This window comes from Rathayibacter rathayi (genome assembly GCF_004011095.1).
Classification (GTDB): Bacteria; Actinomycetota; Actinomycetes; order Actinomycetales; family Microbacteriaceae; genus Rathayibacter; species Rathayibacter rathayi.
Map to the genome: position 1 here is coordinate 2,456,908 of NZ_CP028129.1, position 23,642 is coordinate 2,480,549.

A 23,642-nucleotide genomic window follows, 5' to 3' on the forward strand; every position below is an offset into this window, starting at 1 on the left:
TGGGGTCGGGCGAGGTGGGACAGGTCAAGATCCCGCCATACTCGGAAGGCCGCTGGTGCCGTCTCGCGAGCGACCGCTTGACGCAGAGACGGCCGCCGCGCCCGGCCGGAGGGCCGATACCGCGGTGCGGTAGCGCAGTTCCTGGGGGCGGCGGTTGCAGACAAGGGGCCGGTGACCGTCGTCAATGGTCTTCTCGCGGCGTTCACCCGTCTCGGCGGGTCAGCGCCACGCCCGGTCTAGGGAGCCGCTGCGCGGAGTCGCGCCGATTCGAGAGTGGGGGCTGTGTCAGCGGCTGCTTGTACGAGCCGTCTCGCTGCTGCTGTGAGCGCCGGCGGGCACCCGTCGGTGCCGACGGTCGTCGCTATGAGCACGGCTTCGTTGAGGATCTCGAGCTGAGCTTGATGGACCGGGTCACGAGCTAGGACGGCCTCGATCAGGACGGCTCGGTCGGGGAAGTAGCGGTAGAAGGTTCCGGCTGCCACTCCTGCGCGCTTCACGACCTCGCAGATCGTGAGTCGGTCCCGGCCGACCTCAGCCATGACCACCGTCGCCGCCGTGAGGATTCGCTCGCGCGTCTCGACCGCGCGCTGTTGCCGCGGCCGCACACCATTGGTGCCGGGTGCCACGGTGTCCCTCCGCAGAACGTTCAGCTCCGGTGAGCCCGTAGGGATGGTGATGGATGTGGTGCCGCTCATGGCCTCTCCTTGATCGGGGTCGATCGGACGTGCTGCGCGATGGACGACACGGACCCGCCGCGGAGTGCCGCGAGTGTTCAAGACGGTGCGGCGCGAGGGGGTGCGGGGGGGCGTCATGGCCTCTTTCAGAGGTGCTGGGTCCGGGGGCCTGCGGGTGGATGCCGTCTCGGGTACGGCATTCACCCGCAGGCCCTCCGGCCGCGGCAGAGCGAGAGAGGAGCCTCCCATCACCAAGACACATTGTGAGCCCACACAGCGTGGTCATGCAACTGTTGTGCGGTATCGAAACAACACCCAGGGCTATCATTACCGAGTCTCCTGGCGCGGAGTCAGCGCGCCAAGCAGTCTCCACGGGGGTCGACCGGTGCGCATGCGCGATGATGGTTCTCATGCCAAAGCACCCAGCAGACCTCCATCTCCCTGAAGGAATACGAGTGCCACATAGCATCCTGGCGAACCCCACAAACGTGGCGATCCTGAAGTATCTCGCTGGCGTACCGTCTGGGAACTACGGCGACATCCAGGACAACCTCGCCGACCTTGCAGCCGCGCAAGGGGTCACCCCTCCGAGCGCGACGACAGTTTCGCGACGGTTGCAGGCGCTCGAAGAGGATGGGGCGATATCAGCGGACCTCGCGAAGGGTCGCCGGCGCGGTCGGTCGGTTAACTACTCAGTGGATCGGGCGAAACTCAAGCAGATTTTCGATGAGTTCTCGAGTTGGATCCTGGAGCAGTCGTAAGAACGGAGCGATCCGAATTATGACAGCGTTGGACGGAGGTGCACGTAGACGTAGCGCGCCGAACAATTCTCACCGGGGACGCTACTAGCGGCGACGGCGACATCGATGTACTCGCCGGACCCGCTGCGAACCCGAGCATCGATGCTGCTGGGAGCGTCTTCATCGTTGCGCTGCCGTGCGGCAACGAGGTTTCTCACCGCGCGCTCGTCCTCCGGGTGGATCACCGCGTAGAAGTCTCCGTGCGGGGGACGTGCCGCTTCCAGCTGGTCGTACCCCGGCGACAGGTAGAAGCAGAGGTCTGTGTCGGCATCGATACCACAGATTGCAACTGAATTGGCCGCTCTCATTGCGGCGGAGAAGTGTGGACCAGTGTCGTAGGAGGGGATACCCGCGCCAATATCGCGGGAGGTGGAATTCGAAAGGTGCGTTATCCCGCGGAGCCGCGTCGTCGCTTCGTCAATGTGAGCGCGTCCGTAGAGCCTCAGTAGAGCTTCTTCCCGGGATGGCTGCCCGTAACCGAGTAGTACACGGTAGTGCAGGTTGTTGGCCAGCTCCGGAGAGTCAATTCCGGCTGAGATGAGATGCTGCATCCGGAGACGATCGGCATCTGCTACCACGTCCATCAACCATTGGGGCGCTGACCACCTCCCATCTACTGCCTCACTGCTCGTTGGAGATACCCTGTAGATGTCAAACATCTCGGGAGTCCAATACGCTATCCATGTCCGCGAGGAATCTCCTACTGGGCACCATTCCCACGCGCCGACGAGCGGCCGGAGCGGTTCGGGCTCATCGGGATGACGCAGGATGCCGATGGCCGCAACAGCCTTGTTCGTGTACGGCGCGCGGATAACGGCGATTTTCGCCACCAGTTGTTCGCCATCGATATCAACGTACTTCGCCCGCTCCTGGTTGTGGCCCACAGAAGAGCTCATCGCCTGCTTCATCGACCCCACAAGCGCACGGGAAACCGAGTGTTGCAGGTGCCGGGAGGGGCTCACTCCCGTGAACTCTGCATTCCCGGCGAGAATCAGCTTTCCGTCAGCATCGACAAGGATCCACTTGTTGGTGGCTTGCGCGACCATCATGCTCCCCCGGCGGCATTCACTGTCGCCCCGGACATATATGTTGACTGCGACACCCAGAATACTACATCGGCAATCTCGTCCGGTGTGCCGAGACGTGCAGCGGGAATCTGCGCCACCATCGCTTCGCGTTCTGGCGTCGGTACCGCATTCATCATGTCGGTGTCCGTGGCTCCGGGCGCGACGACGTTCATGCGGATACCACGACTCGCGTATTCCCGCGCAAAGGATCGCGCGAAGCCTTCGAGACCCGCCTTTGCCGCGGTGTAGTTGGTTTGGCCCGCGACTCCGACGCGCGCTGATGTCGAGGAGATAAGGACAATCGATCCGCGCTTCGCGCGCAACATTCCCTTAAGCGCTAGCTGGGTTGCGAAGATGGGGCCGAGCAGGTTGGTTTCCACAACCGCGCGGATATCATCCTCCGAGAGGCGCAGCAGGAGACCGTCCCTCGTAATGCCCGAGGATACGACAAGAGTGTCGATTCCCCCGTGCGCCTCAAGCGTGGCGGCCACCGCGCGTTGTATAGACTCCCGATCGGTGATGTCTGCCTCGATGCCGAGCGCTCCCTGGGGCACCCCGCTCCCCCGATGGGTAGCTGCGACAAGCCACCCATCGGCTAGGAATCTGCGCACGACCGCAGAGCCGATCCCTTTGCTTCCGCCCACGATGAGCGCCGATTGGTGCTTGGTATCCATGTCGTCTGGACACTACACTAGCGGGACTCCTGTGGCCAATACCCAGCCGCCTGTGGCGGTCGTCCTGTGGCCAATACCCAGCCGCCTGTGGCGGTCGTGGTGCCACCGGTCGACCATTGTCGACCCGTTCGAAGGTAGCCGAGATGCCAGGACATCTTGTACTCGAAAATGTTGCTCCGACGACAGGCGGTCCGTTCGCCGGACGCCTCCGGGCCTTGGATCTTGTCGTGCTCAAGTGCGTGCTCGCGTCGCCGTCAACCGTGCAGGACCTGAGAGTGCGCTTTACTCTCTCTCACGCCCAGTGCGCCGAGAGTATCCGCAACCTCAGTGATCTGGGGCTAATTCGTGAGGTCAGCGGCCAAATTGTCGGGGATCGTCGTGCGGCTGAGGCGGCCTTGTATGAGGCACGAGCCTCCATCGGGCTGTGAGTATGTACCCGTCTAGCGGTATTATGGCCCACATGTTTGCAGACGACACGCCCCTCCAAATGCGTATGCATTCGGGCACTTCTGGCACGATCAACAGCGTGAGTGCACAACGCCGCGAGGAGAACGCTGCCACAGTCCTGCTCCAGGCGCGCGTGGATCCGCGGATTCGACGTGCCGTCAAAGACGCTGCTGCGGAGAGCGGGGTGTCGATCTCGCTGTACGTCGAGACGCTGTTCAGCGACATGCTTGCGGCGCAGGGCCGCCTTCCGAAGGTCCACTCGTCACGGCAACGACCGGCTGACGAGCTTCCTGTCCTTGAGGAGGCCACGACGCACGCCGCATAAATAAGCGAGCCCCCGTCTCTAGGAGACGGGGGCCGAAGCTGAGTGCCTGATCTTCTGAGTTTGGCGACCTGGTAGATCAAGGCAGTTCCGACGAGAACCGGTAGGGAACCGGGCCTTTGTCGTACCCACACCGTGAAGTGAAGGTGACGCCGTCGTAGCACCTAGTGCTGGTCCTGTGCAGCATCCACGCGCCGATTCGTGGGCGCTCACCGTCGCGGTGAGCCCGCGTTCGCGTGTGCGCGTTGCTGTCGTCGACGCTTATGGCACCGTCCTGAATGACTATCGTGATCGCACGTTGGGGGCGGCCGCTCCCGAGCGCCCGTGGGCCGTCTATCTCGCCGGTCCCGACCGCCGATTCCGCCTCCTGGCGTTCGATCTCGACGCTCACGGCGACCCTGCTGCTGCAGCTCGGGATGCCGACGTGCTCGGCGGCCTCCTGCGCGACGTTGGCGTGTCCTATGTCCTGTGTGAGTCCGGGCCGACCGGTGGCCGGCATGTGTGGGTCGGTCTGGCCGAGTCCGTGGACGCCGAGACCGTCGCCACTCTCGCCCGCCTCATCAAGCACTTGTGCCCCACTCTCGACCTGTCACCCCTCTGCAATGCAGTAACCGGCTGTGTACGGCCGCCAGGTGCGCCCCACCGTGCCGGCGGGCGCTCCACGGTCCTTAGCGGCGACGTGGACGCGCTGAGCGCCCCCACGGCCACCGCGGCTCAGGTGCGTGCGCTCGTGAGCCTCGTCGCCGGCCTCGTCGACGACACCGAGCCCGCACGGCCCATCGACCCCCGCTCCCCGCTCCCCCTCGATACCCACGGCCGACTGCACCTGGCAGGCCCTCGCCGCCAGCTCCCCGCCAACAGCTCCGCAGCTCTCCGGGAGACGCCCCTGGACGCCTCAGCGACGCTGTGGCGTGTCCTGATCGGCGCGGCGGCCGCGAGGTGGCGGCACAGCGACGTCGCCGCCCTCGTCGACACTGAGCCTGGTCTCGAGCATGTGCGCAGCCGCGTCACGACCCGCGGCCGCGCAGCTCGCCCGAGAGGCGAGCAGGCCGCCGTGCTCGGCCGGCAGTGGGATAAGGCTGTGCGCTATGTCGCCGCGAGTGATCGGCAGATCGGGGACGACCCCACGTTCGATCGCCGCGCTGACGCGATGGCCACCCATGTGCGTGACGTTCAGCAGCGCGCCGACGTGGCCGCCGGCCGCTGGACTCGAGGGGGCGGTCCTGCCGATCGTCGCGTCCTCGACGTGCTGAGCTTCCTTGCTCTGCACGCCCTCAGCGCCTCCGTGGAGGCCGACATCCGACGCCTGGCCCTGTTGGCGGGGGTTGGCCGTGAGACGGCCAGGATGGCGCTGCTGCGCCTGGCTGATGACGGGCGGATCGCCCAGACTACGGCCGCCGATGGCACCCGCGCCGCTCACTGGACGATCGACCCTCAGGGTGTTCTCCACAGCAACTCGAACCTAGCCCGGTCACAAACGGACCCACGCCCCCCCCCCGGGGCTGGGGTCGCTGAGAGAACCACTCTTCTCGCCACGTTGCGCACACGAATAACTGACGCTGCGCACGACTTGTTCACCGCTACCTGTCCTGCGCTGGGACACCTGGCCGGGAACCTTTACGCACGGATGGACTCCAGACCTCGCACCCTCGACGAACTCTCCCCCATCATCGGCGCTGATCCTCTTCGCACCCGTCGACTCCTGGACCGCCTCACCTACGCCGGCATCATCGAGCGCGGCCGCGAAGGATGGCGCCGCGTCGACGCCCACTCCCCGCCGCGGCCGCTGAGCGCGCCGGAGTCGCCGGCCGACTCGAGGCCCGCGCAGGCCGGTACCGTGTCGAGCGCGAGGCGTAGGCCTGGTGGAAGGCCGAGGAGACGTGGATGCGCGCACCGCGTCGACCCGACGGGCGTCGTCGACCGAGCCGTGGGCAATTCTCTCTCGTTCCTGACGACGGCACCCACGCCTACGGCCCGCACCCGCGCCGACCCGACGGGCGACTGGACTACGTCGCAGCTCGACGCATCATCATCGAGGAGCGCGAGGGAACGGCCGTGCGGCCATACGAGCGCCACGCCGGCGGAGATCTCCGCTCGGGAACCGTTGTCGACGCCAGCGCCGCCAACGTTGACGCTGAGGGCGAGTGGATCGACCCCGGCTATTGCGCCCACGGGATGACCGTCGGCGTCCGGTGCCGATACTGCGGCGGCTCGGCCGTGAAACAGCTCGACTCACGCGAAGCCCGTCGGATCGTTCAGGAAGAGCGAGGTGGTACCGCTCATCGACCGTCAACCTTCATGCGAACAGAGCCCGTCGACACGATCGAGGGGAGGCTGCACAACCTCCTCGGAGCCCTCCGCATCGCCTGACACACCAGACGCCCCTACCGACACACACGAACCACGAGAGCGAAACCGAAGTATGCCCGTGCGGGCGCGTGAGCCTTGACCTGGCTGAGGACTCAGGAGCGATCGCACCGGCGGACGACATTCATACCCACGGGACTGCTGAGGGTTTCGTTGACTCGTTCTCTATGCCGCGAGTGCGGCGGTTTTCATTATCCGTCGCGGTGAGGCTTCTCTTCTCCGCTCGCGCATCCCCCTGCGTCTCACAATTGCCTACCCATCTATCTACCTATGTATATACATAGGTAGGTAGATGGGCGATGGTCCTGGTATCTACTTCATGCGAGCGGGTTGCGATTGCGGTACTCGCTCAGCGCCGCCTCCACGATGTTCCTCTTGGTACGGCCGGTCGCGGCTCGGAGGTCCTCGACGTAGTACGAGAGCTCCGCGTCGATGTCCGCGTGCAGGACCTCTGTGGGCTGTTTGCGGGGCCGCGGCGCCGTCGCGGCGGTCCGGAGCGCCGCGGTCGGCGCCGGTGCGGCGGCGGGAGCCGGCGCCGGACGAGGCTTAGACGCGATCGGGTCGCTGCGGTCCGGCGCCGGCTGCGCTCGGCGCGGGGCGCCGTCGCCCGCGAGGTCGCCGCACTCTTCATCAACGTGCCGGAGGAGGACGTCACCGTGACGGTGACCGTGCATGTCACTCCCGAAGCCGAAGCACTCTGGCAGGAAGCGGAGGCGGCCGAGCGGGAGTCCCGCGCAGCCCAGGAACGCTCCGCGACCGCCCGGCGCCGCGCCGTGGCGATCGCGCGCGCGGACCGGTACTCACTCGACGCCGCAGCCGCCGCGTTCGGGGTGTCCCGCTCTCGCGTGCAGCAGCTCGAACGAGCCGCCGCCTCCTGAGATCCCCCGGCGGGCCGGCTCGCCACGGCCGGCCTCACCTACCTCGACCGAGCCCGTGCCGTGCTCCACGCGGAGCCCGCGCCGAGCGCTATCACCCCCGTTTCAGCGGGTGTCAGGGTCTACCGTCACAGCAGAAAGGACAACATCATGACGAAGCAAGAATCGGGCACCGCAACATCGGGGGCAGGAATCGCGGTCATCGCGGGCCTTGTTCCCGCGGCCATCATCGCTCTGGCGCTCAGCCTGAGCAGCGGCAGTCTGCCCCTGCCCTATATCAACGCCACGAATCCACTCAGTTCGGTGGCCTTCACTGTCCTCTTCTACCTCGGCTTCGCGATACTCGCGGTGAACGTAGATCGCCTCGTTCGCCGGCGAGCGGAAACCTGGATGATCGCACAGCGCGCAGTGTTCGCTGTGGGCGGCCTCATCGCGGCTGGCTCCTTCCTCTGGATTCCCTATCTCCCGCAGATGCTGGGCAGCTGATGGGACCTGTTGGCAGCTGGCGGCGTCGAGCTGTTGGCTCACTCGGGCATCGACTGTCGGTAGCGCGCACCGCCCCGGTCCGCATCCTCGTCGACGGCGAAAGCGACCGAGCCCGTGCTGTGCTCCACGCGGAGCCGCGCTGAGCAATATCCCCCCGGTCCAGCGGGCGTCCGGTGGGGGATCCCCTGTTGGGACACCGCCCAATCGCCTACACCTGCGAGTATCAGACCGTGGCTCTCTCAGACGTCCTGGCGATCATCGGCCTCGTCGGCGGCGTGATCGGGTTCTTCGTCGCTCTCAGCGCCCGCAAGAAGGCGGACGAGTCGGAACGCGTTGCCAACGATGCTCGAGCAGACGCCGCAGCGGCTCTCGCGCGCAGCGCAGATTCCGGGGACCGAATCGCTGCTGCCGTCGAACAGATGGCCACCAGCTCTTCTGAACCTGACGTCGACTTCGTTCGCATATTCGAGGATGCCTTGAACACGAAGGTGGAGTGGGCGATCGAAGAACGAGCCGACGCGCATTCGTACCGGCTGAGAAACACGGGGAACGTTCGCGCCGAGAATGTCAAGATCAGCGCCGTGCCCCCTGAGCTTGCGGCACTCCTCCACAGAGGCGATCTAGGCGATTTGGACGCTCAGAAGGCCGGCGTATTTGTCACCTCATCGCGAGCTTCGGTGTCGCTGCATCGGGTAGCGGTGAGCTGGGTCGAGGGAGGCGCGGTAATGTCGACTGAGTTGAACCTACCCTAGGTCTGATCCGTGAATTAAAGAGCCAAGAGCACCGCCCCCATCCCATCGCCTCACGTACCCATCATCAGCGCGATGCAGCTGGCGGACTTCATCGGGATGAGCACGAACACGATCAGCCGCTGGAAACGCGACGCCCGCCAGCCGTAACGATCAAGGGGCATGATGAGGCTTATGCAAAATTCCCTGTCGCGCCCAGCGAACATGCCTCTGACCAGGGTTTTTATGAAGCGCTATTCGAATTTTGCATAAGCCTCGATGTTAGATTAGCCCTAGCAAGTTTCACTCATTGGAAAGACTGGGATATTTATGAGAAGAAGACCACGAATGGATCGACGTTTCGTTGCGGTGATCGCGACGCTGGCCGTAATAGGGGGATCGCTCCTGGCCGCGACGCCAGCTCAGGCAGCTGTCGTCGTGGGTGTCTGTACTATGAAAGCGAACATTCCACACCCTTCACACCATGTGGATGGGATGATCAACGCCCAAGGTACCGCAGATTGCGGAAGTGTTGTGATGAAAGAAATCTATGTCAAGACGACGCTTGAGAAGGGAAATGGCCAAAGGTGGCCTGGCAAAGCATACGACAGTTTTAACACCCGAGCAGGAAGAAGCAACTCCGCGATTCCCTGTTCGACTGGCGCAGGCACATATCGCACAGTCACTTCATGGGTGCTCTACGCTCCCGAAGGCTACGCCCCTTCCTACTCGACAGGAACCACGTACTCGGCATGGACCTCCGTGGCCTGCGGCGTCTCGTCCCGCGTAGCCCCCCAGGAGACCACCATGAGCGCTGGAGAACCGGATATACAAAAAATCTCGATTACCACCAATTAAGAGCGGCTGAGGCGGCGGGGGTGTTACCCGTCGCCTTAGTCCTCGCGGATCTCCACCGATGTTACGCCAGCGCCTTCGTCGTCATCAAACAGATCACCAAATATTCGCGTGAAATGCGGATCGTCGAAGAATCCGTTGGGCCCCTCCGCAATGCTCTGTGTGACGACGTACACCGCGAACTGCCCGTCCCGCCACTCGCTCTTCGCCCAAGCGATCACTTCCAGCACATCTTCAACTTCGACGATGTCGTAGTCGTCCACAAACCAGTTTGTTGCGGATGGAACAGCGTGCCTTACACGAAATCGCGTTCCGCGATCAAAGTCGTACGTGGGGTCAGTTGAAGCCGCGAGGGAGACCTTCATGTGCACACCATAGAGGAATCGCCTGCGATGTGCCCATCACCATATCTCCACGCCTTCTTAGGCTCCGGGCGATTCAGCCAACAGCGCAGACACAGCGTGCTCCTTGACTGCGTCGAAGACGAGAGCGGCAACAACGGCCGCAGTCCGCGCGCGCTCCACAGCGGCAACCGCTTCGTCGTAGACGGTCACATGATGGTGGCGTCGGCCGGCGCGTCCTTCGCGAGCCAGGCGCCATCAACCCGAGTCTCGACCGGGCGACCCACGTCGTCATCGGCTGCGCCACGCCGAGGCGCAGCCGGTCCAGTACATTTATCGGCATGTGGAATGAGATCGCTATGTTGCTGGCCGCCGACCGTAGGTACGCCCACGCCCGCGGCGCGCTCCCCGCTGGTGCACTCTGATGTACGACTCTCTCCTGCCCAACGTCCTCGCGGCGATCGCGGCCGCTCTCTTCGTCGGCGGCGGCGTGCTGCTGCCGCGCATCCCGAACCGGCACCAGCCGATCCAGCCCCAGAAGCAGGCGCGTGATTTCGTGCGCGCCTACGCACCTTCCAGGTCGGACTCGGCTTCCTGATCGCCTCCCTCTGGGCCGACGACGGCGACTGGATCGTCGGACGGATCATCGCGACGCTGCTCCACGTCGGCCTGCTGGTGGCCCTGCTGCCCACGCTGCGCAAAATCGTCCGCTTCGCGACCGACCGCGAGACAACCGACCGCGCGGCAGGGGAGTAGCGCCGACCTCGGGCCGCCGTCCAACCGGAGCATGTACAAGATGACGTGATCCTCCGGGATCACTGCGCGCACTTCCGCGATCGCTTCGGCGCTCGTTGCAGCCCTGCTGCGCACCACCGTTGACGCCGATTCCGCGCGTGTCCGGTGTGCCAGCTCCCACATGCGCCCATCGTCACACCCGGCGCCGACACGGGCAGCTCGAGCGGGAGAGCCGGCGCCGCCGGCCCGTGAGCCCCCCCAACACACACTCCCCAGCATCCCCGTTCCGGGGGCGCGAACTCCGCACGCGCAACGGCGACGGAACACCGCCAGAAGGAGCCGCTACGCGGCCCGATTTCTGTTTTCTTCACCTCTCCGCGGTTTCAATCTATCTCGCTCCGTCGGCTGCATGCCGTCTCTCTCGGATGCGGTCGCACGCTCCCTTATTTCGCCCGAGAGAGCCGTCACTCCGCCGACTCCACTCAATTGATTTCATCCCGCCGGAGAGGCAAAGAAAAACGATCAAGAAGACGACGAAAGCCCCGTAGTTGGTCTAGAACCACGGGACCCGTCGCCTCGATGATCGCACACCGATCAAGGAGAAATCATCATGACCATCACCACCGGAACCGGGACCGTTCAGCACATCGACCCGACCACCCTCGTGATCGAGGCGAACGTCCGCACCAGCGCCCCGATCACCCGCGACTTCGTCGCGTCGATCCGCGAGAACGGCGTCATCACCCCTGTTCTCGCCCGCCGCGACGAGCACGGCACCGTCATCGTCCGCGCCGGACAGCGCCGCACCCTCGCCGCCCGCGAAGCCGGAGTCGCCACCATCCCCGTCTACGTCGTCGAAGGCGACGAGACGACCGCCGACCGGATCGTGCAGCAGATCATCGAGAACGACCAGCGCACCGAACTCTCGCTCGCGGACCGCACCGCCGCGTGGGCGCAGCTCGCGTTCGAGGGCGTCACCGCCGCAGCGATCGCCAAGCGCACCGGCACCAAGACCGACGCCGTGAAGAAGGGCCTCGCGGTCGCCGAATCCAAGACCGTCACCTCCGCTCTCCACGAGCACGAGCTGACCCTGGACCAGGCCGCGGTCCTGTTGGAATTCGAGGACGACGCCGACGCCCGCGCGACCCTGATCGAGGTCGCCACCCACGACCCGGCCCAGTTCGAGCACACCGCGCAAACCCTCCGCGACGAAGCCGCACACCAGGCCCTTCTCACCGCCGCTGAGCAGGAGCACACGGCGAACGGCTTCCAGGTGCTCACCCGCTCCGACGCCTACAGCGAGGGCAGCCCGTGGGTGGCGCTCTACAAGCTGCGCACGGAGGACGGGAAGCAGGTCACCGCCGAGCACGTCGCCGCCGTCCCGACGCGCGGAGTGCTCATCGACACCAACTGGCGCGGCGAGGTCACCGCGACCTACCTCGTGCAGGACCCCACCACCGCCGGACTCATCTACGCCCACGGGGGAGCACCCACCGCACCGCTCACGGAAGAGCAGATTGAGGAGGAACGCGTCGAGAAGTCCACCGAGCGCAAGACCCTCATCGCCAACAACAAAGCCTGGGGCGCGGCCGAGACGGTGCGCCGCGAGTGGATCGCCACGTTCCTCAGCCGCAAGACCCTCCCCAAGGACGCCGAGCAGGTCATCGCCCTCGGCCTCACCAGACACCGGTTCGCCGTGTCGTCGGGGATGAGCAACGGCAGCGAACTCGCCCACACGCTGCTCGGAATCGAGCGCCCCTCTGGCTACCACGCCGACGCCCTCGCCGCGCTGGTCGAGGCGAACCCCGCGAAAGCCCGGCTCGTCGCGCTGGCCGTCGTCCTCGGAGGCCAGGAAGCGAACACCAGCAAGGAGTCCTGGCGACGCGGCGACGAGCGCACCGCCGCCCACTTCCGCCAACTCACGGCCTGGGGATACGCGCTCTCCCCAGTCGAACAGATCGTCACCGGCAACACCACCCCCGCCGACGCCGCAGGACTCAACTAGCCCGACCGGCGGGGACCGGCTCGCGCCGGTCCCCACCCCCTCCTCCTCTCCGACTGCTGCACAGGAAGGCCGCACCATGACCACCGCATCCCGCCCCACCCACCGATTCGACCCGTACCAGGACGACCCGACGCTCCGAGCGGCCGAGGTCGCCGACGCCGACGCGACCGCTGCCGCAGTGCGAGCGCTGATCGTCACCGCGGCCGCCTACGGCTGGCCCACCGCGACCGCCCTCGTCTTCAAATACGAGACCACCGACCCCACCGCCCACGTCTGGGGACTGTGGAAAGTCCTCGACGTCGACCGGCAGGTGCTGCGCGAATGGGAGGAAGAGCCCGGCGACATGACCGATGAGTCCGAGGAGGAACTGATCGCCCTCGACCTCATCAGCAACCGCCGCGCGACCCTCGACTACACCGACTTCGGAAAGCCCATCGGCTCCACCGTCCTGATCCTCCACACGCTCGCGCTCTGAGCGCGTGCGCGGGCCGACCCGAAACGCGCCGGCCCACACGCGAGGGGGAGAGCCCGAGAGCACCCTCGACCCCCCGGTCACGCGCGTGGAATGGCCACGCGCCCGAGCGGTGGTCAGCGGCGAGGACGCGGCTTGTACTTCTTCCCCGCCCGGATGTTCCGGTTCTCGATCATCCCGACGACCGCCAGGCCGGCCGCCACGGCGACGATCAGCACCCACCCGAGGACGTTAAACCACTCACCGGTGAACGCCGCGTACGTCTGCTCGCCAGCGATCGCGAAGAGCATGAACGGACAGCCCGAACCAGACCATCCCGTTGCTGATCAGCGCAGCACGCGCGAGCTTCGTGCGAGGGTTCGACATGCTGACACCCTTTCATCGGATGCTGAACAAGTCCAAGGCGAGACGTCTACGCGCGTGCGACCTAAACCTCGCCCGCGCCGGCATGCAGTGCTCTCGCCGAGGCGGTATGCGCTCTCAGCGCGTCGTCGGAAGCACCTCGACGGTGCCAATCGCGGAGGCGGCCCGCGAAGTCACGAGCCCAGGTGTTCACAGGGCCACCGGCGGCTACAGCCTTCTCCACGTCAGCCTCCGTGCGCAGCGGGTCCGGAACCAGTTGGAGTCGGCGCCTCGACTCAGCGACCTGCGTATTGCCCGCCTGCCGCTCGGCTTCAAACCACTCCGCCAGGAGGTCGCTGTCCGGCTTGGCGCTCAGTGACTCCAGCAGAGTCAGACTCACGCGCAGTTCCCGCAGCGGTTCCACAACCGTCTCCGTACGGAGGTTGATCGTGTTTAAGATCGCCAGAGCAGTGAGTGCGCGAACGAATGCGGCATCGATCCGTTCTTCGACTCGTGCGGCAGCCGCAGCTTTCCGTTCCGACGCTGCCAGACCGACCGCTACCAACGTCGAAATCAAGATCGCAGCCGCCGGCAGAGCGATCCCCGTGACGATATCCAATGCGGCTTGGTCCATTCCCCCAGCATCCCGTATGGGGATGCCCTTACGGGGCGGGCTCGCTGCGGTCGCGTCGGTGGTGCAGGCGATCTTGAGCGGCTAGACGTTCACGGTCGTCTGCACGAGTGCCGCCGCGAAGCAAAGAGTTGTGTAGACGAGCGTGGGGAATGACACTGCGTGTCGGTTTCCGTCGTGGACTGCGCTTCTGTTCGAAGTCCACTGCATGGAGAGTTTCGGGCCGGCGGTGAGGTCGCGGGCTCGGTGCGGGTGCCGGGACAGACAGTTGTTCTCGGGTCAGCCTTCGGGGGGATGCGATGGCGCCGAGGATGGAAGTAGACAGGCCGTGCGCATGTGTCGGCTACGAGGGGTGGCCGTGGCGTAATGGGAAGAAGAGAACCATGACCAATCGCTCTGCTCGTATCGTTGCAACGTCCGCCGCCATGTGCACTCTCCTCACTGCCTCGTTGCTGGCCGTGACGCCTGCCATAGCGGCGACTCCGACCAGTGATGCTGTTGCTTCGTCGCTTCTCGCGGACGGCGCACCGGAAGATGCACCCATGTACGACGCGGCCGTTGCGGCCCCCGGACCGGATGACCTCACTTGGGAAGAAGCTGCCGAAGTCGGCACCGATTCATCGGTTACGTTCACAGATTCATCGGCGAGCACTGCGAACGTGGCACGAGCCAATACACCGATCGCAGCTGCAAGCGGGCAGGCTTGCAGCATCAACACCGGCAACGTCTACAAGCGTGCTTCAGGGGGAGAGTTCCCATACGGTGCCGTTGGTGGGCATCCTGCCACGCAGTGCACGGTGATCATGGCGCAGATCTCTCAGACCACTGATCTGTACAAGACGGTGTGGTGGGGGTTGCAAAAAGTGGCGGGCCCTTTCACCTCGGTGAATGTGGGCCAGGGGCGTCTCGAACAGACATCCCCGATTCGCAAGTGCGATGACCTTCGTCAGACGACTTTCCGGATGATCGTCAGGAGCACCGGCACGTTCCCTACGGGCACGACGGGGACTGCATCGGCGTACGAGGAAGCGAACCTCGCGTGCGGTACTAATTAGCACCCAAGCGGCGCGGGGCCGCTCCAGCCCTCGCGCCGCTCATTTTCCCGTGTCGTCGGGTCCGAATGTGACGTAACCAGGCCCACTGTCGTATCGGTATCCGAGCGGGAACTTCGCGTAGATGACCCCTTTAGGGAAGCGGTGCTGAACCTCCTCAGCGAAGGTGGCCGCTTCAGCTTCCGATGCGAAGACGCCAAGGATCGTGTTGTTCGGCGATTCGTCGTGCTGCACGACCCAAACATCCGGCGGGAGCACTGCGTGTGTCTCTTCGCGCTGACGTCGTTTCCACACCATCGGTGCCTCCTGATCCTTGAACCACCATCATGCTCGTACGGGCGACCTCGTCGAAGCGACAGTAGGCGTCTTGGAAACCATTAGGTTTCATACACGCGCCCTCCAGCAGTCGTGCCGCGCTTAGCGGGTCCGGGTTCTCAGGGCGTCTGCTGTCTTGGAAAGACATCTTGCCGCGTTTCGTCTCAGGAGGGCGCCCGGAGGGTGTTTCCGAGTCAGAATGAGATCGTGAGGCTTCTCGGTTATACGCGTGTGAGTACGTCGAGTCAGGACGCGCAGCTGCAGCTCGACGCGCTCCTCGCCGCCGGAGTGCAGAAACGCGATGTTTTCGCTGACGTCACCTCGGGGAGCAAGACCGCGATCGAGCGGACCGGAATGAAGAAGCTCCTCGAGTACGCCGAAAACGGCGACACCGTCGTTGTGTGGAGAGTGGACCGGCTCGGCCGCTCCCTGATCGATGTGCTGAACACGGTGAACCTGCTGCGCGAGCGCGGCATACAGGTGCGGTCGATCTCCGACGGCATCGACCCGTCGACGTCGACGGGCCGACTGATGCTGAACATGCTCGCCACGCTCGCGGAGTACGAGCGGGAACTCATCGTGGAACGGGTCAACGCCGGCATCGCGGCTGCCCGCGCGAACGGGACCCGGTTCGGTCGGCCCCTGTCGGATCCGGTCGTGATCGCGGACAAACTCGCGATCGCCGCCGACGCGCGAGCACGCGGCCGCACCGCCGAGGACGCCGCCCGCCTGGTCGGGTGGAGTCGCGCGACGCTCTACCGTCACCAGCAGGCCCACGCGGCCCGGGAGAGCGCAGCGATGTAGCGAGACATCGACGGTTTCGAGCGGTGGTGGACGCATCACTGCGGCGCTCGTGACGTTCGTCAAGGCGCCCGCACCGAGCTGTACGACGCTCACGGCCGTGGCGCCCGTGAGCAGCACCGGGAAGACCCACGGGAACGCGCTGCCCCGACCCTGGCGAGGAATCCGAACGGGTTCCCTCCGGCCACCGGTGCACCCGCGACGTCCTGCAGGAGCAGCCACAGGGCTCCCGCACCAAGCACGGCCGGCACCGCGAAAGGGGCTCGGAGTGGCTGTTGTTATTGGCTTCTTCTTCCTAAGGAGGAGAGGTGGGGGCGGATGAGGGGACGAGGTCAGGCGTCCCCCATCCGGAAGACCGATCGAAGGTCTTCTCGCGGCGTTCACCCGTCTCGGCGGGTCAGCGCCACGCCCGGTCTAGGGAGCCGCTGCGCGGAGTCGCGCCGATTCGAGAGTGGGGGCTGTGTCAGCGGCTGCTTGTACGAGCCGTCTCGCTGCTGCTGTGAGCGCCGGCGGGCACCCGTCGGTGCCGACGGTCGTCGCCATGAGCACGGCTTCGTTGAGGATCTCGAGCTGAGCTTGATGGACCGGGTCACGAGCTAGGACGGCCTCGATCAGGACGGCTCGGTCGGGGAAGTAGCGGTAGAAGGTTCCGGCTGCCACTCCTGCGCGCTTCACGACCTCGCAGATCGTGAGTCGGTCCCGGCCGACCTCAGCCATGACCACCGTCGCCGCCGTGAGGATTCGCTCGCGCGTCTCGACCGCGCGCTGTTGCCGCGGCCGCACACCATTGGTGCCGGGTGCCACGGTGTCCCTCCGCAGAACGTTCAGCTCCGGTGAGCCCGTAGGGATGGTGATGGATGTGGTGCCGCTCATGGCCTCTCCTTGATCGGGGTCGATCGGACGTGCTGCGCGATGGACGACACGGACCCGCCGCGGAGTGCCGCGAGTGTTCAAGACGGTGCGGCGCGAGGGGGTGCGGGGGGGCGTCATGGCCTCTTTCAGAGGTGCTGGGTCCGGGGGCCTGCGGGTGGATGCCGTCTCGGGTACGGCATTCACCCGCAGGCCCTCCGGCCGCGGCAGAGCGAGAGAGTTACTGCTGGGTGTCGCTGGTCGTGTCCGCGGCCGCAGTGGCGCGGCGCTTACGGGCGGCCAGGCCACCACCGATCCACCGCCTCCGCGTCATCCGGCCTCGTTGCGCGACCCGCGGCGCTTCGAACAATGACCCGGGCACACCGTCTCGCCGACGTCGTCGGGTCCATCCGCTGCTCAACGGTTCCCCACGAGGACTGCTGCTGGAACAGACCGATCGAGTCCGCAACCGTCCCGTCCGGGTTGATCGCCCCATCGCCATAGTGGATGTTCACCAGCGAGGACTCACCAATCGCGGCCTGCACACCCAACGTCTGCCCCGCGCCCGGCAACCCCAACGCTGCCGCCGCGTTCGCGACCAGGCCCGCATTCACCAGCTGGTCACGACGGCGACCAACGCGCCCCCTGCCGGTGCAGTGGCGGTCGCCGATTGCTCAACACTCACTGGCGGAGTCGCCATGTGTGACGCGGTGCTGGATGAGGTCGCGACATCGTTCGGGCCGGCGCAGCCAGCGGTTGCGAGTGCAAACGTGACGATCACGCCGGCCATGACCGCGGCGGACAACGCCCGCACGAGCGCCCGTATCTGGGGCGCCTGGGGCTCGTGAGAGCTGGAGCTGGCGAGTGCGGGAGCGGCGATCACGGACCCATCCACACTCGCACCACAACGACCAACCATGAAAATCCCTCTCCTACGCAAACGACCCAACACTAAGCGGGCTGATACCAACGATAGTTGCATCGTATGCGCAGGTTGTCGAGGTCTGGCGGGAAGACAACGGGAGCGCCCTGTAGAGTGGAGTCTGGACCTCGTTCAGGAAGTGCTATCCGGAGGGTGCGCGTGCCCAAATTCGCGGCTCCGAGCCGGGATCGTGACTGGGACGACGACGCCGAAGCTGCACGGCAAGCATTCGCGGTCCCCGCTCGTCTTGCGGTGTTGCTGATGCTTCGCGACGCCGGGGAGCCGATCCTGCGGACTCAGATCATGGAGTCAACGGGTCTGAATGCCGACACGGTCCATCGCGCGCTGACCTTCCTAGAAGGTTTGGGGATCGTCGAAGCCAATTTGCCACGCAATATGTGGCCAGGCCGCTCGGTGATGTGGGGCGTCAACCACGATCGTTACCATGCGGTCCTGGATGCCTTCATGCGTCGGATCACCTAAAGTCCGAGCCCTTCCCCGCCTGTCACAGGGATCGTCGCGCCAGTCATGTACGTGGACTGTGAGACCCAGTAGATGACCGAAGCGATTTCCTCGGGTCGACCGATGCGGCCGAGCGGTGTACGAGCGACGTGCGCTGCTCGGTTCTCTTTGCTCACCAGGGAGAACATGTCTGTCTCAGTTGCTCCAGGTGAAACAACGTTGAACCGAATACCAACGCTCCCGTATTCCCACATGGCGGATCGCGCCAGCCCTTCGAGAGCTGCCTTCGAGGCCGTGTAGTGGCTTCCGCCCGGGATGCCGGCGCGAGCTGATTCAGAAGCAACCAGCACGATCGAACCGCCACCGAGGCGGTTCATCTCCCGCACCGCTGCACGGACCACGTTGAACGCGCCGAAGGTGTTCGTCTCAAATACCTCTCGAAGGTCTTCATCTCGCATCCGCACGAGTAGGTCCTGTCGGACGATTCCGGCGTTGACCACGACCGTATCCAGCGTGGTCTCAACGCTCATCGCGCGAGCGTGACGGAAAACTGTGCGCACCGACGCCTGGTCCCGCACATCGGCTTCGACGCCCTGAACTCCTTCTGGGGGGCCGCTACCTCGATGCGTGCCGACGACCTCGAACCCGTTGGCGAGATAGCATCGCGCCGTCGCTGCTCCAATACCACGCGAGGCGCCAAAAACTACCGCCAGCTTCTTCACATTAACCTCCGCTGGGTGTACCGTGCTCGACAGCGTGTTCGCTGGATAGCGGGTGTGCTGGACGCATTTCTCACACCTTGAGATCGGTTCAGCATGCCCAAAGTACCTCACGTCTTGCCTTCCATCTGCGAACAGCGCGCCTTCGGCTTGATTGTCGCGATCCGCGACTCGCCCACAGGCTCGGTCCCGCACACGGAAGCCGAACGGCGCTTTGGCTCTCGTGCTATCCGCACCCTTCTGCATTACCACGTCTGCACCTCCGTAGGTGACAGCCTGACGCTCAATGATGCGGTGCTGCGCGCCGCCATCTACGCTACCATCAGGTTTAATCCAATGGTTGGTGAGAGTAGGTAGACGTGTCGGGTTTGACAGAGGTGGACGCCCTCAGCAGTTGGGTCGTCTGTGACATCCTGGGTGATGCAATCGCGCTCAGGGAGCTCGGTGGCCAGGAGTTCCCTGGCGTCAGCCTGAGACGAACGCTTGATCAACGCGGCGTACGCCTGCTTTACGCATCGATGCGCGAGGCTGTTGCGGCGGAAGCCGATCGTTTCGTCAACGAAACCTATGCCGGCCGAAAGTACGCCGTTGATGTGCGGCTGGTGTGGAGTCCCGACAGAACCACTATTCTCGGTGGAACCGGTATCTACTACCCAGTTGGTACTGTGGCAGGAGATGTCCCGGTGATGGGTACGTGGCAATGGCGCGTCGACCGCCGGACGGGGCAGAATCGTGGGCCGAATCCCAGCCGCTGGAATGACGACCTCTACCGCATCTATGGCGTGGACCCGGCAGGGATCGACACGACCCGCGGGCCATCAGCCGAGTGGCTCGCCAGGTTCCTCCCCCCGTCCTCGGTAGCCACCATCAAACTGGCCATCGACAGCGGCATCAAGGACGCGCCTCAGACGCTTCAAGTCCTGGGTTACGATGCGAGCCGGCAGGACACGGGGGATACGTTCGCCATGTGCATGTATGCGCGCGCGTATCCTGATCCAGACGATCCAGACGCCCTATGGCTTCGGGGATTCAGCCACGCCGTTGAGAAATCCCCGAAGATTCAGCCGGTTGACCGTGCGGCTCCGGCGCTTGATGGCCTAGCTTCCGCAGCGTTCGCACTCGCTACGACGCAAGCGCTTGCGGCCATCGACTTGATCCAGGGCACGATCTTCATGCGATCCCCCAACTGGGAACGGACAGCCTTACCCGCGGGCGCGACTCTCCTCGCTGACCTGGCTGCTGGGCCGGTGCTGGATGAACTCCTCGATACGTTCCGCACCACCGCACGTTCCGAAGTGCCCAGTTCCCCGCACGACTACACCCTGAACGGAACTATTTACCGGGTTCGGGTGGTCTCGGCAGACGTACACCTAGAGCGAGGTCGATACATTGTTGTCGCCTTCGAGCGTGTCTCGTGAGCGCGCTTCTCGCAGGTAGGACCTTCCTTGTTGCTGGTCTGTGGACCGACCGATCTCTGGCCTTCCCTACGGCGGCTGCGATACAGCAGCATGGCGGTCGGGTCCTGTGCACGGCTTACGGGAAGCAGCTCCGCGCCGCCACAACCATCGCCAGGAGGCTCCCCCAGCCCGCTGCTGTGCTTGAATTCGACGCCACAGAATCTGGTCACCCCGAGGCGTTGACTGCCGCTCTCCGGGAGCAGACGGATGAGCTCCACGGTGTCGTGCACTTCATCTCCGGTAGCTACCCGTCGGTCGTCGGTGGGCACTTCCTTGAGGCTCCGTGGGCGGATGTTTCTCATTCCTTCCAGGTCTCGGCATACTCGCTTCAGAGCCTCGTCCGTGCCGCGCTGCCCCTCATGGGTTCAGGTTCAAGCGTTGTCGGGTGCACCTTCGATGCCGGCGTGGCGTGGCCGATCTACGGCTGGGCAGGTCCTGCGAAGGCTGCCTACGAGGCCACCAATCGTTACCTTGCGCTTCATCTGGGGCCACATGGCATCCGCTCCAACCTCATCGCCGCTGGACCGGTCCAGACCATGACGATGCGAGCAATTGAGGGCATCGATGAGGTTGGAGAAGTCTGGAACCGCGCTCCCCTGCGCTGGGACGACACTGACCCCGCGCCGGTTGCCGACGCGACAGTCGCACTTCTGAGCGACCTGCTGCGCGCCACAACCGGATCGATCATCCACGTCGACGGCGGCTTCCATGCAGTCGGCTACTAGGAACCTGGCGAGCTAGTCCCACCCCAGCAGGCACCGCGACGACTCACAGCATTACGGGGTGCCGCGGGATCTCCTGGTTGAAGCTCGGAAGACTCCACCGCCTCACGACACGCCGAGCCTTACGCCAGTGAATGCATGCACTTACGTCATGCTCAATTGCAGGAGTGCAGTGAGACGCGAGGCTGGCGCTGACTGAGCTGCCCAACGTTTCTTGGACCAGTTGAATAGTTGTCTACGCGGCGAGGTTCTCGGTGATCCATGCCTGCTCGGCTTCGTTCGGGGTCCGATAGTCGAGTCGCGAGTGAAGTCGTTGTTGATTGTAACGCAGTTCGATTACCGTGTCACGTCGCGGATAGCTTTCTCTCTTGTCGGATATTGAGTGCGATTGCAGCGCTCGTTCTTCAGTGTTCCGTTGAAGGATTCGGCCCACGCGTTGTCCCAGCAGATTCCCGTCCGGCCCATCGGTTGTCTGATGTCGAGCTTCTTCGCGAGTTTCCCGAAGTCGGCGGAGGTGTAAACGGAGCCGCGGTCACTGTGGAAGATCGTTTTCGCGGCCCGGTTCGGCTGGTTCCTTGCCGCCATTTCGAGAGGTGATATCACCGACCCATTTGCAGCCGGGTCGATGTGTGGTGAAGTCCCGCTTGACGAGGTCGGGGATGTCAGTCGGATCGCGTGGGGTCGGGGTCACCGGCCGCCAGGGCTTGGGCTGGCAGGGTTCCAGTCCTGCTGCGCGCATGAGCCGGCGGACGGTCTCGTGGGCGACTGGACGGCCCCACCGCGCCAGCTGCTCGGTGACGCGGCGGTAGCCGTAGGTGCCATCGGATGCCTGAAAGGCTGTTCGGAGGAGTTCGGTGATACCCACACGCCATTCAGCGGTTGCGGAGGTCTTGCGATCGCGCCATTCGTAATAGCTAGATCGATTGACGCCGACCGTCTGGCACAGTCCGCGGATCGATAGCGTGCGGCTGGGGTCGCGTTCTTCGCGGCGAATGAGTTCGAGCTTGGCGGCTAGCGGAACTTCTTCGCGAAGAACGCGGATGCTTTTCCCAGAAACAGGTTTTCCTCTTCGAGTTCGCGGACCCGCCGTTCGAGTTCCTTTATTCGCGCCCTGTCCTGAACGGTCAGTTCTTCTTCGCCGCCGGCACTGGTTCGGCGATGCGCCGCCACTCAATTAGTGAGGGTCTGCGGAACCAGTCCGAGCTCTCGAGCGACGTCCGCGACGGATCGCGACCTATCAATCACCTCGCGCACTGCCTCCGCGCGGAACTCCGGAGAATACTTCCCACGGGAACTGGACATCCCGGGCCTTCCTTTCGGTCATCGCGGTAATCTTACCAATTCCGCGGTGGACCAGAAAGAATGGGGCACCTCACCGACTCGGTTGGTAAACGCTTATAAATAACGCACATAGTAGGTTCGGGCAACCGCATCGGCGGAAGCGCACACAAATCCCATGTCGGAGGCGATGGGCGCGAATCTGTCGCCAAGCACTCGAGCAACAGCCATGATCTATTCCTTTACTCAGTGTATTGTTCGAGTTCGATGATCCCGTCCGGGTCATTCGCTCTCAATCTTGGCGCATGATCCGGACCCCTACTGGAGGTGGTTGTATCCCATTTTATTCTTTCTCCTGCTAGACCCAGCGTCCTTTAGCTTGCGGACGCAAACGGCTTTAACTTCTGTGTGGAGCGATGAGGCTTATGCAAAATTCCCTGTCGCGCCCAGCGAACATGCCTCTGACCAGAGGTTTTTATGAAGCGCTATTCGAATTTTGCATAAGCCTCGATATATCGGCTTTTTCCACTCGAGCGTTATAAGGTGGCCCTGTTAAGGTGCGAGAGAAACCGCTCTGCAAAGTCGCGATCGACCTGGGAAGAGGGATCGTCCTTCCCGGTTAGCCTGTCCAGCTCCGTTTGAATATGCGCTCGGGCCGCGTCGGGTCCGTCCTGCAGGAGGATTGTGACCGCTAGCTTCTCCCGAGCCATGCGTGGATTGGGAATCCAGTTTTCGCCGGCTAGCGTAGACCGGATTGCGTCTAAAGATGCGTGCCGGTAAATGTATGGAATCCCGATCTCTCCCACCGCACTAGCCAAATCTGCCGCTTGCTGCATGAAGGTTCCGTCGTTGATAAAGAACCACTGTCTTAACTCCGGGATGTCTGCGGCATACCCAAGAGGAATGCTGATGGTCGGCAAAACGTGACGTTTGCGGGCGGGAGTTGAAAGGATCTTGTGGTAAGTATTTTGGACCTCGTCACAGACGACGCCTATAATCGGGTAGACGGTGCCGCTCTCAGAACTCCAGCCCGCACCATTAAGCCCTAGCCAGCCCTGCCATCCCTCAGATACGGCCAGTACTCTACTGCCGTTTTTTTTCTCGAAACCAAGCTTTTCTAAATGGTACAGGCATGCAGCCTCTACCTCTTCCTTAAATAACATTCTCTTCACCCTAAATCCCAATTATCTCGTTTTATGTACATACTTCCAAGGGGTCGAGTAGGGTCGAGGCCAGCTTCCTCT

The 23,642-nt window shown here is 64.1% G+C and carries 32 protein-coding genes; 15 read left to right on the forward strand and 17 right to left on the reverse strand.

Translation table 11 applies throughout. The features are described from left to right. Positions 1–236: 236 nt before the first annotated feature. Positions 237–695: a TetR/AcrR family transcriptional regulator gene (locus C1O28_RS11840; protein WP_164861115.1), complete on the reverse strand. Its 459-nt coding sequence runs from the start codon at positions 693–695 to the stop codon at positions 237–239. 434 nt (positions 696–1,129) lie between these two features. On the opposite strand from C1O28_RS11840, the gene C1O28_RS11845 reads away from it, so the two are divergent. After that, the gene (locus C1O28_RS11845; protein WP_097168038.1) at positions 1,130–1,435 is read left to right on the forward strand and encodes an ArsR/SmtB family transcription factor; all 306 of its coding nucleotides are present in this window, start codon (positions 1,130–1,132) and stop codon (positions 1,433–1,435) included. A 17-nt stretch (positions 1,436–1,452) separates the two neighbouring features. Here C1O28_RS11845 and C1O28_RS11850 read toward each other — a convergent pair whose 3' ends face one another. Beyond that, a complete protein-coding gene (locus tag C1O28_RS11850; protein WP_127821513.1) occupies positions 1,453–2,523 on the reverse strand; it encodes a hypothetical protein in 1,071 nt (356 codons plus the stop codon). Further along, a complete protein-coding gene (locus C1O28_RS11855; RefSeq protein WP_097168036.1) occupies positions 2,520–3,215 on the reverse strand; it encodes an SDR family NAD(P)-dependent oxidoreductase in 696 nt (231 codons plus the stop codon). The genes C1O28_RS11850 and C1O28_RS11855 overlap by 4 nt, the downstream gene beginning before the upstream one ends. Positions 3,216–3,675: 460 nt before the next feature. Between C1O28_RS11855 and C1O28_RS11860 the strand changes: the two genes are divergently transcribed. After that, the gene (locus C1O28_RS11860) at positions 3,676–3,987 is read left to right on the forward strand and encodes a hypothetical protein (protein ID WP_127821514.1); all 312 of its coding nucleotides are present in this window, start codon (positions 3,676–3,678) and stop codon (positions 3,985–3,987) included. A 76-nt stretch (positions 3,988–4,063) separates the two neighbouring features. Here C1O28_RS11860 and C1O28_RS11865 read toward each other — a convergent pair whose 3' ends face one another. Together C1O28_RS11865 and C1O28_RS11870 are read right to left on the reverse strand one after the other, a co-directional pair. Next, the gene (locus C1O28_RS11865) at positions 4,064–4,552 is read right to left on the reverse strand and encodes a hypothetical protein (RefSeq protein ID WP_104260051.1); all 489 of its coding nucleotides are present in this window, start codon (positions 4,550–4,552) and stop codon (positions 4,064–4,066) included. Positions 4,553–4,879: 327 nt separating this feature from the next. Beyond that, positions 4,880–5,434 (reverse strand): hypothetical protein, encoded by a 555-nt coding sequence (locus C1O28_RS11870; protein ID WP_104260053.1) that lies wholly within the window; start codon positions 5,432–5,434, stop codon positions 4,880–4,882. A 434-nt stretch (positions 5,435–5,868) separates the two neighbouring features. Here C1O28_RS11870 and C1O28_RS11875 point away from each other — a divergent pair, with 434 nt between their 5' ends. Beyond that, a complete protein-coding gene (locus C1O28_RS11875; RefSeq protein ID WP_104260054.1) occupies positions 5,869–6,354 on the forward strand; it encodes a hypothetical protein in 486 nt (161 codons plus the stop codon). Between the two features lie 314 nt (positions 6,355–6,668). Here C1O28_RS11875 and C1O28_RS11880 read toward each other — a convergent pair whose 3' ends face one another. Further along, positions 6,669–7,025, reverse strand: coding sequence for a hypothetical protein (locus tag C1O28_RS11880; RefSeq protein ID WP_104249043.1), 357 nt, complete (start codon positions 7,023–7,025; stop codon positions 6,669–6,671). Between C1O28_RS11880 and C1O28_RS11885 the strand changes: the two genes are divergently transcribed. The 3 genes from C1O28_RS11885 to C1O28_RS11895 all read left to right on the forward strand — a co-directional run bounded on the left by C1O28_RS11885 (position 7,008) and on the right by C1O28_RS11895 (position 8,464). Beyond that, positions 7,008–7,229, forward strand: a complete 222-nt coding sequence (locus C1O28_RS11885; protein WP_104260055.1) for a helix-turn-helix domain-containing protein — start codon at positions 7,008–7,010, stop codon at positions 7,227–7,229. The genes C1O28_RS11880 and C1O28_RS11885 overlap by 18 nt on opposite strands. 147 nt (positions 7,230–7,376) lie before the next feature. Further along, positions 7,377–7,712, forward strand: a complete 336-nt coding sequence (locus C1O28_RS11890; RefSeq protein WP_097167993.1) for a hypothetical protein — start codon at positions 7,377–7,379, stop codon at positions 7,710–7,712. Positions 7,713–7,942: 230 nt separating this feature from the next. After that, on the forward strand, positions 7,943–8,464 hold the full coding sequence (locus tag C1O28_RS11895) for a hypothetical protein (RefSeq protein ID WP_127821515.1): 522 nt from the start codon (positions 7,943–7,945) through the stop codon (positions 8,462–8,464). Between the two features lie 869 nt (positions 8,465–9,333). On the opposite strand, the gene C1O28_RS11900 is transcribed toward C1O28_RS11895, so the two are convergent. Further along, on the reverse strand, positions 9,334–9,558 hold the full coding sequence (locus tag C1O28_RS11900) for a hypothetical protein (RefSeq protein ID WP_097167991.1): 225 nt from the start codon (positions 9,556–9,558) through the stop codon (positions 9,334–9,336). Between the two features lie 502 nt (positions 9,559–10,060). On the opposite strand from C1O28_RS11900, the gene C1O28_RS15200 reads away from it, so the two are divergent. Next, a complete protein-coding gene (locus C1O28_RS15200; RefSeq protein ID WP_164861116.1) occupies positions 10,061–10,234 on the forward strand; it encodes a hypothetical protein in 174 nt (57 codons plus the stop codon). On the opposite strand, the gene C1O28_RS11905 is transcribed toward C1O28_RS15200, so the two are convergent. Then, complete coding sequence (locus tag C1O28_RS11905; protein ID WP_097167990.1) at positions 10,201–10,554, reverse strand: hypothetical protein; 354 nt, start codon at positions 10,552–10,554, stop codon at positions 10,201–10,203. The genes C1O28_RS15200 and C1O28_RS11905 overlap by 34 nt on opposite strands. Before the next feature lie 427 nt (positions 10,555–10,981). Between C1O28_RS11905 and C1O28_RS11910 the strand changes: the two genes are divergently transcribed. Beyond that, complete coding sequence (locus tag C1O28_RS11910) at positions 10,982–12,376, forward strand: ParB/RepB/Spo0J family partition protein (protein WP_097168064.1); 1,395 nt, start codon at positions 10,982–10,984, stop codon at positions 12,374–12,376. 76 nt (positions 12,377–12,452) lie between these two features. After that, entirely contained in the window at positions 12,453–12,851 is a 399-nt protein-coding gene (locus C1O28_RS11915) for a hypothetical protein (RefSeq protein ID WP_104326591.1), read from the forward strand. Between the two features lie 113 nt (positions 12,852–12,964). On the opposite strand, the gene C1O28_RS15205 is transcribed toward C1O28_RS11915, so the two are convergent. Next, positions 12,965–13,138 (reverse strand): hypothetical protein, encoded by a 174-nt coding sequence (locus C1O28_RS15205; protein ID WP_160487632.1) that lies wholly within the window; start codon positions 13,136–13,138, stop codon positions 12,965–12,967. A 137-nt stretch (positions 13,139–13,275) separates the two neighbouring features. After that, positions 13,276–13,824 (reverse strand): hypothetical protein, encoded by a 549-nt coding sequence (locus tag C1O28_RS11920; protein WP_097168048.1) that lies wholly within the window; start codon positions 13,822–13,824, stop codon positions 13,276–13,278. 380 nt (positions 13,825–14,204) lie between these two features. On the opposite strand from C1O28_RS11920, the gene C1O28_RS11925 reads away from it, so the two are divergent. Next, positions 14,205–14,876, forward strand: coding sequence for a hypothetical protein (locus tag C1O28_RS11925; RefSeq protein WP_127821516.1), 672 nt, complete (start codon positions 14,205–14,207; stop codon positions 14,874–14,876). A gap of 39 nt (positions 14,877–14,915) precedes the next feature. On the opposite strand, the gene C1O28_RS11930 is transcribed toward C1O28_RS11925, so the two are convergent. Further along, positions 14,916–15,170, reverse strand: coding sequence for a hypothetical protein (locus C1O28_RS11930; protein ID WP_202129735.1), 255 nt, complete (start codon positions 15,168–15,170; stop codon positions 14,916–14,918). Positions 15,171–15,395: 225 nt separating this feature from the next. Between C1O28_RS11930 and C1O28_RS11935 the strand changes: the two genes are divergently transcribed. Next, positions 15,396–15,992 carry a recombinase family protein gene (locus C1O28_RS11935; protein ID WP_097168050.1) on the forward strand — a complete coding sequence of 199 codons (597 nt, stop codon included), beginning with the start codon at positions 15,396–15,398 and terminating at the stop codon, positions 15,990–15,992. 411 nt (positions 15,993–16,403) lie between these two features. On the opposite strand, the gene C1O28_RS11940 is transcribed toward C1O28_RS11935, so the two are convergent. Next, a complete protein-coding gene (locus C1O28_RS11940; RefSeq protein WP_164861117.1) occupies positions 16,404–16,862 on the reverse strand; it encodes a TetR/AcrR family transcriptional regulator in 459 nt (152 codons plus the stop codon). Between the two features lie 674 nt (positions 16,863–17,536). On the opposite strand from C1O28_RS11940, the gene C1O28_RS15210 reads away from it, so the two are divergent. Both C1O28_RS15210 and C1O28_RS11945 read left to right on the forward strand, forming a co-directional pair. Further along, positions 17,537–17,686, forward strand: coding sequence for a hypothetical protein (locus C1O28_RS15210; protein ID WP_160487627.1), 150 nt, complete (start codon positions 17,537–17,539; stop codon positions 17,684–17,686). 233 nt (positions 17,687–17,919) lie between these two features. Next, entirely contained in the window at positions 17,920–18,243 is a 324-nt protein-coding gene (locus tag C1O28_RS11945) for a helix-turn-helix domain-containing protein (protein WP_097168041.1), read from the forward strand. On the opposite strand, the gene C1O28_RS11950 is transcribed toward C1O28_RS11945, so the two are convergent. After that, positions 18,240–18,944 carry an SDR family NAD(P)-dependent oxidoreductase gene (locus C1O28_RS11950; RefSeq protein WP_160487628.1) on the reverse strand — a complete coding sequence of 235 codons (705 nt, stop codon included), beginning with the start codon at positions 18,942–18,944 and terminating at the stop codon, positions 18,240–18,242. The two genes, C1O28_RS11945 and C1O28_RS11950, sit on opposite strands and share 4 nt — an antisense overlap. A gap of 374 nt (positions 18,945–19,318) precedes the next feature. On the opposite strand from C1O28_RS11950, the gene C1O28_RS11955 reads away from it, so the two are divergent. Both C1O28_RS11955 and fabI read left to right on the forward strand, forming a co-directional pair. Next, the gene (locus C1O28_RS11955; RefSeq protein WP_127821518.1) at positions 19,319–20,359 is read left to right on the forward strand and encodes a hypothetical protein; all 1,041 of its coding nucleotides are present in this window, start codon (positions 19,319–19,321) and stop codon (positions 20,357–20,359) included. Further along, positions 20,356–21,123, forward strand: coding sequence for an enoyl-ACP reductase FabI (gene fabI / locus C1O28_RS11960; protein WP_097168044.1), 768 nt, complete (start codon positions 20,356–20,358; stop codon positions 21,121–21,123). Before C1O28_RS11955 ends, fabI begins: the two co-directional genes overlap by 4 nt. 333 nt (positions 21,124–21,456) lie before the next feature. Here fabI and C1O28_RS16145 read toward each other — a convergent pair whose 3' ends face one another. From C1O28_RS16145 to C1O28_RS11980, 4 genes are all read right to left on the reverse strand, one after another. After that, positions 21,457–21,705: an integrase core domain-containing protein gene (locus C1O28_RS16145; protein WP_104249293.1), complete on the reverse strand. Its 249-nt coding sequence runs from the start codon at positions 21,703–21,705 to the stop codon at positions 21,457–21,459. Then, on the reverse strand, positions 21,653–22,294 hold the full coding sequence (locus tag C1O28_RS11970) for an IS3 family transposase (RefSeq protein WP_104249294.1): 642 nt from the start codon (positions 22,292–22,294) through the stop codon (positions 21,653–21,655). Before C1O28_RS11970 ends, C1O28_RS16145 begins: the two co-directional genes overlap by 53 nt. Continuing rightward, positions 22,291–22,422, reverse strand: coding sequence for a transposase (locus C1O28_RS11975; protein ID WP_104249295.1), 132 nt, complete (start codon positions 22,420–22,422; stop codon positions 22,291–22,293). Before C1O28_RS11975 ends, C1O28_RS11970 begins: the two co-directional genes overlap by 4 nt. Positions 22,423–22,934: 512 nt before the next feature. Next, entirely contained in the window at positions 22,935–23,561 is a 627-nt protein-coding gene (locus C1O28_RS11980; RefSeq protein ID WP_127821519.1) for a hypothetical protein, read from the reverse strand. Between the last annotated feature and the right edge of the window lie 81 nt (positions 23,562–23,642).

Excerpts from the sequence above, each read along its gene's own strand:
- C1O28_RS11840 (WP_164861115.1), bottom strand. The coding sequence starts at position 695 with ATGAGCGGCACCACATCCATCACCATCCCTACGGGCTCACCGGAGCTG.
- C1O28_RS11850 (WP_127821513.1), bottom strand. The coding sequence starts at position 2,523 with ATGATGGTCGCGCAAGCCACCAACAAGTGGATCCTTGTCGATGCTGAC.
- C1O28_RS11855 (WP_097168036.1), bottom strand. The coding sequence starts at position 3,215 with ATGGATACCAAGCACCAATCGGCGCTCATCGTGGGCGGAAGCAAAGGG.
- C1O28_RS11860 (WP_127821514.1), top strand. The coding sequence starts at position 3,676 with ATGTTTGCAGACGACACGCCCCTCCAAATGCGTATGCATTCGGGCACT.
- C1O28_RS11875 (WP_104260054.1), top strand. The coding sequence starts at position 5,869 with ATGCGCGCACCGCGTCGACCCGACGGGCGTCGTCGACCGAGCCGTGGG.
- C1O28_RS11880 (WP_104249043.1), bottom strand. The coding sequence starts at position 7,025 with ATGCACGGTCACCGTCACGGTGACGTCCTCCTCCGGCACGTTGATGAA.
- C1O28_RS11890 (WP_097167993.1), top strand. The coding sequence starts at position 7,377 with ATGACGAAGCAAGAATCGGGCACCGCAACATCGGGGGCAGGAATCGCG.
- C1O28_RS15200 (WP_164861116.1), top strand. The coding sequence starts at position 10,061 with ATGTACGACTCTCTCCTGCCCAACGTCCTCGCGGCGATCGCGGCCGCT.
- C1O28_RS11905 (WP_097167990.1), bottom strand. The coding sequence starts at position 10,554 with ATGTGGGAGCTGGCACACCGGACACGCGCGGAATCGGCGTCAACGGTG.
- C1O28_RS11910 (WP_097168064.1), top strand. The coding sequence starts at position 10,982 with ATGACCATCACCACCGGAACCGGGACCGTTCAGCACATCGACCCGACC.
- C1O28_RS11915 (WP_104326591.1), top strand. The coding sequence starts at position 12,453 with ATGACCACCGCATCCCGCCCCACCCACCGATTCGACCCGTACCAGGAC.
- C1O28_RS15205 (WP_160487632.1), bottom strand. The coding sequence starts at position 13,138 with ATGCTCTTCGCGATCGCTGGCGAGCAGACGTACGCGGCGTTCACCGGT.
- C1O28_RS11920 (WP_097168048.1), bottom strand. The coding sequence starts at position 13,824 with ATGGACCAAGCCGCATTGGATATCGTCACGGGGATCGCTCTGCCGGCG.
- C1O28_RS11925 (WP_127821516.1), top strand. The coding sequence starts at position 14,205 with ATGACCAATCGCTCTGCTCGTATCGTTGCAACGTCCGCCGCCATGTGC.
- C1O28_RS11930 (WP_202129735.1), bottom strand. The coding sequence starts at position 15,170 with ATGGTGTGGAAACGACGTCAGCGCGAAGAGACACACGCAGTGCTCCCG.
- C1O28_RS11940 (WP_164861117.1), bottom strand. The coding sequence starts at position 16,862 with ATGAGCGGCACCACATCCATCACCATCCCTACGGGCTCACCGGAGCTG.
- C1O28_RS15210 (WP_160487627.1), top strand. The coding sequence starts at position 17,537 with ATGTGTGACGCGGTGCTGGATGAGGTCGCGACATCGTTCGGGCCGGCG.
- C1O28_RS16145 (WP_104249293.1), bottom strand. The coding sequence starts at position 21,705 with ATGGCGGCAAGGAACCAGCCGAACCGGGCCGCGAAAACGATCTTCCAC.
- C1O28_RS11975 (WP_104249295.1), bottom strand. The coding sequence starts at position 22,422 with ATGTCCAGTTCCCGTGGGAAGTATTCTCCGGAGTTCCGCGCGGAGGCA.
- C1O28_RS11980 (WP_127821519.1), bottom strand. The coding sequence starts at position 23,561 with ATGTTATTTAAGGAAGAGGTAGAGGCTGCATGCCTGTACCATTTAGAA.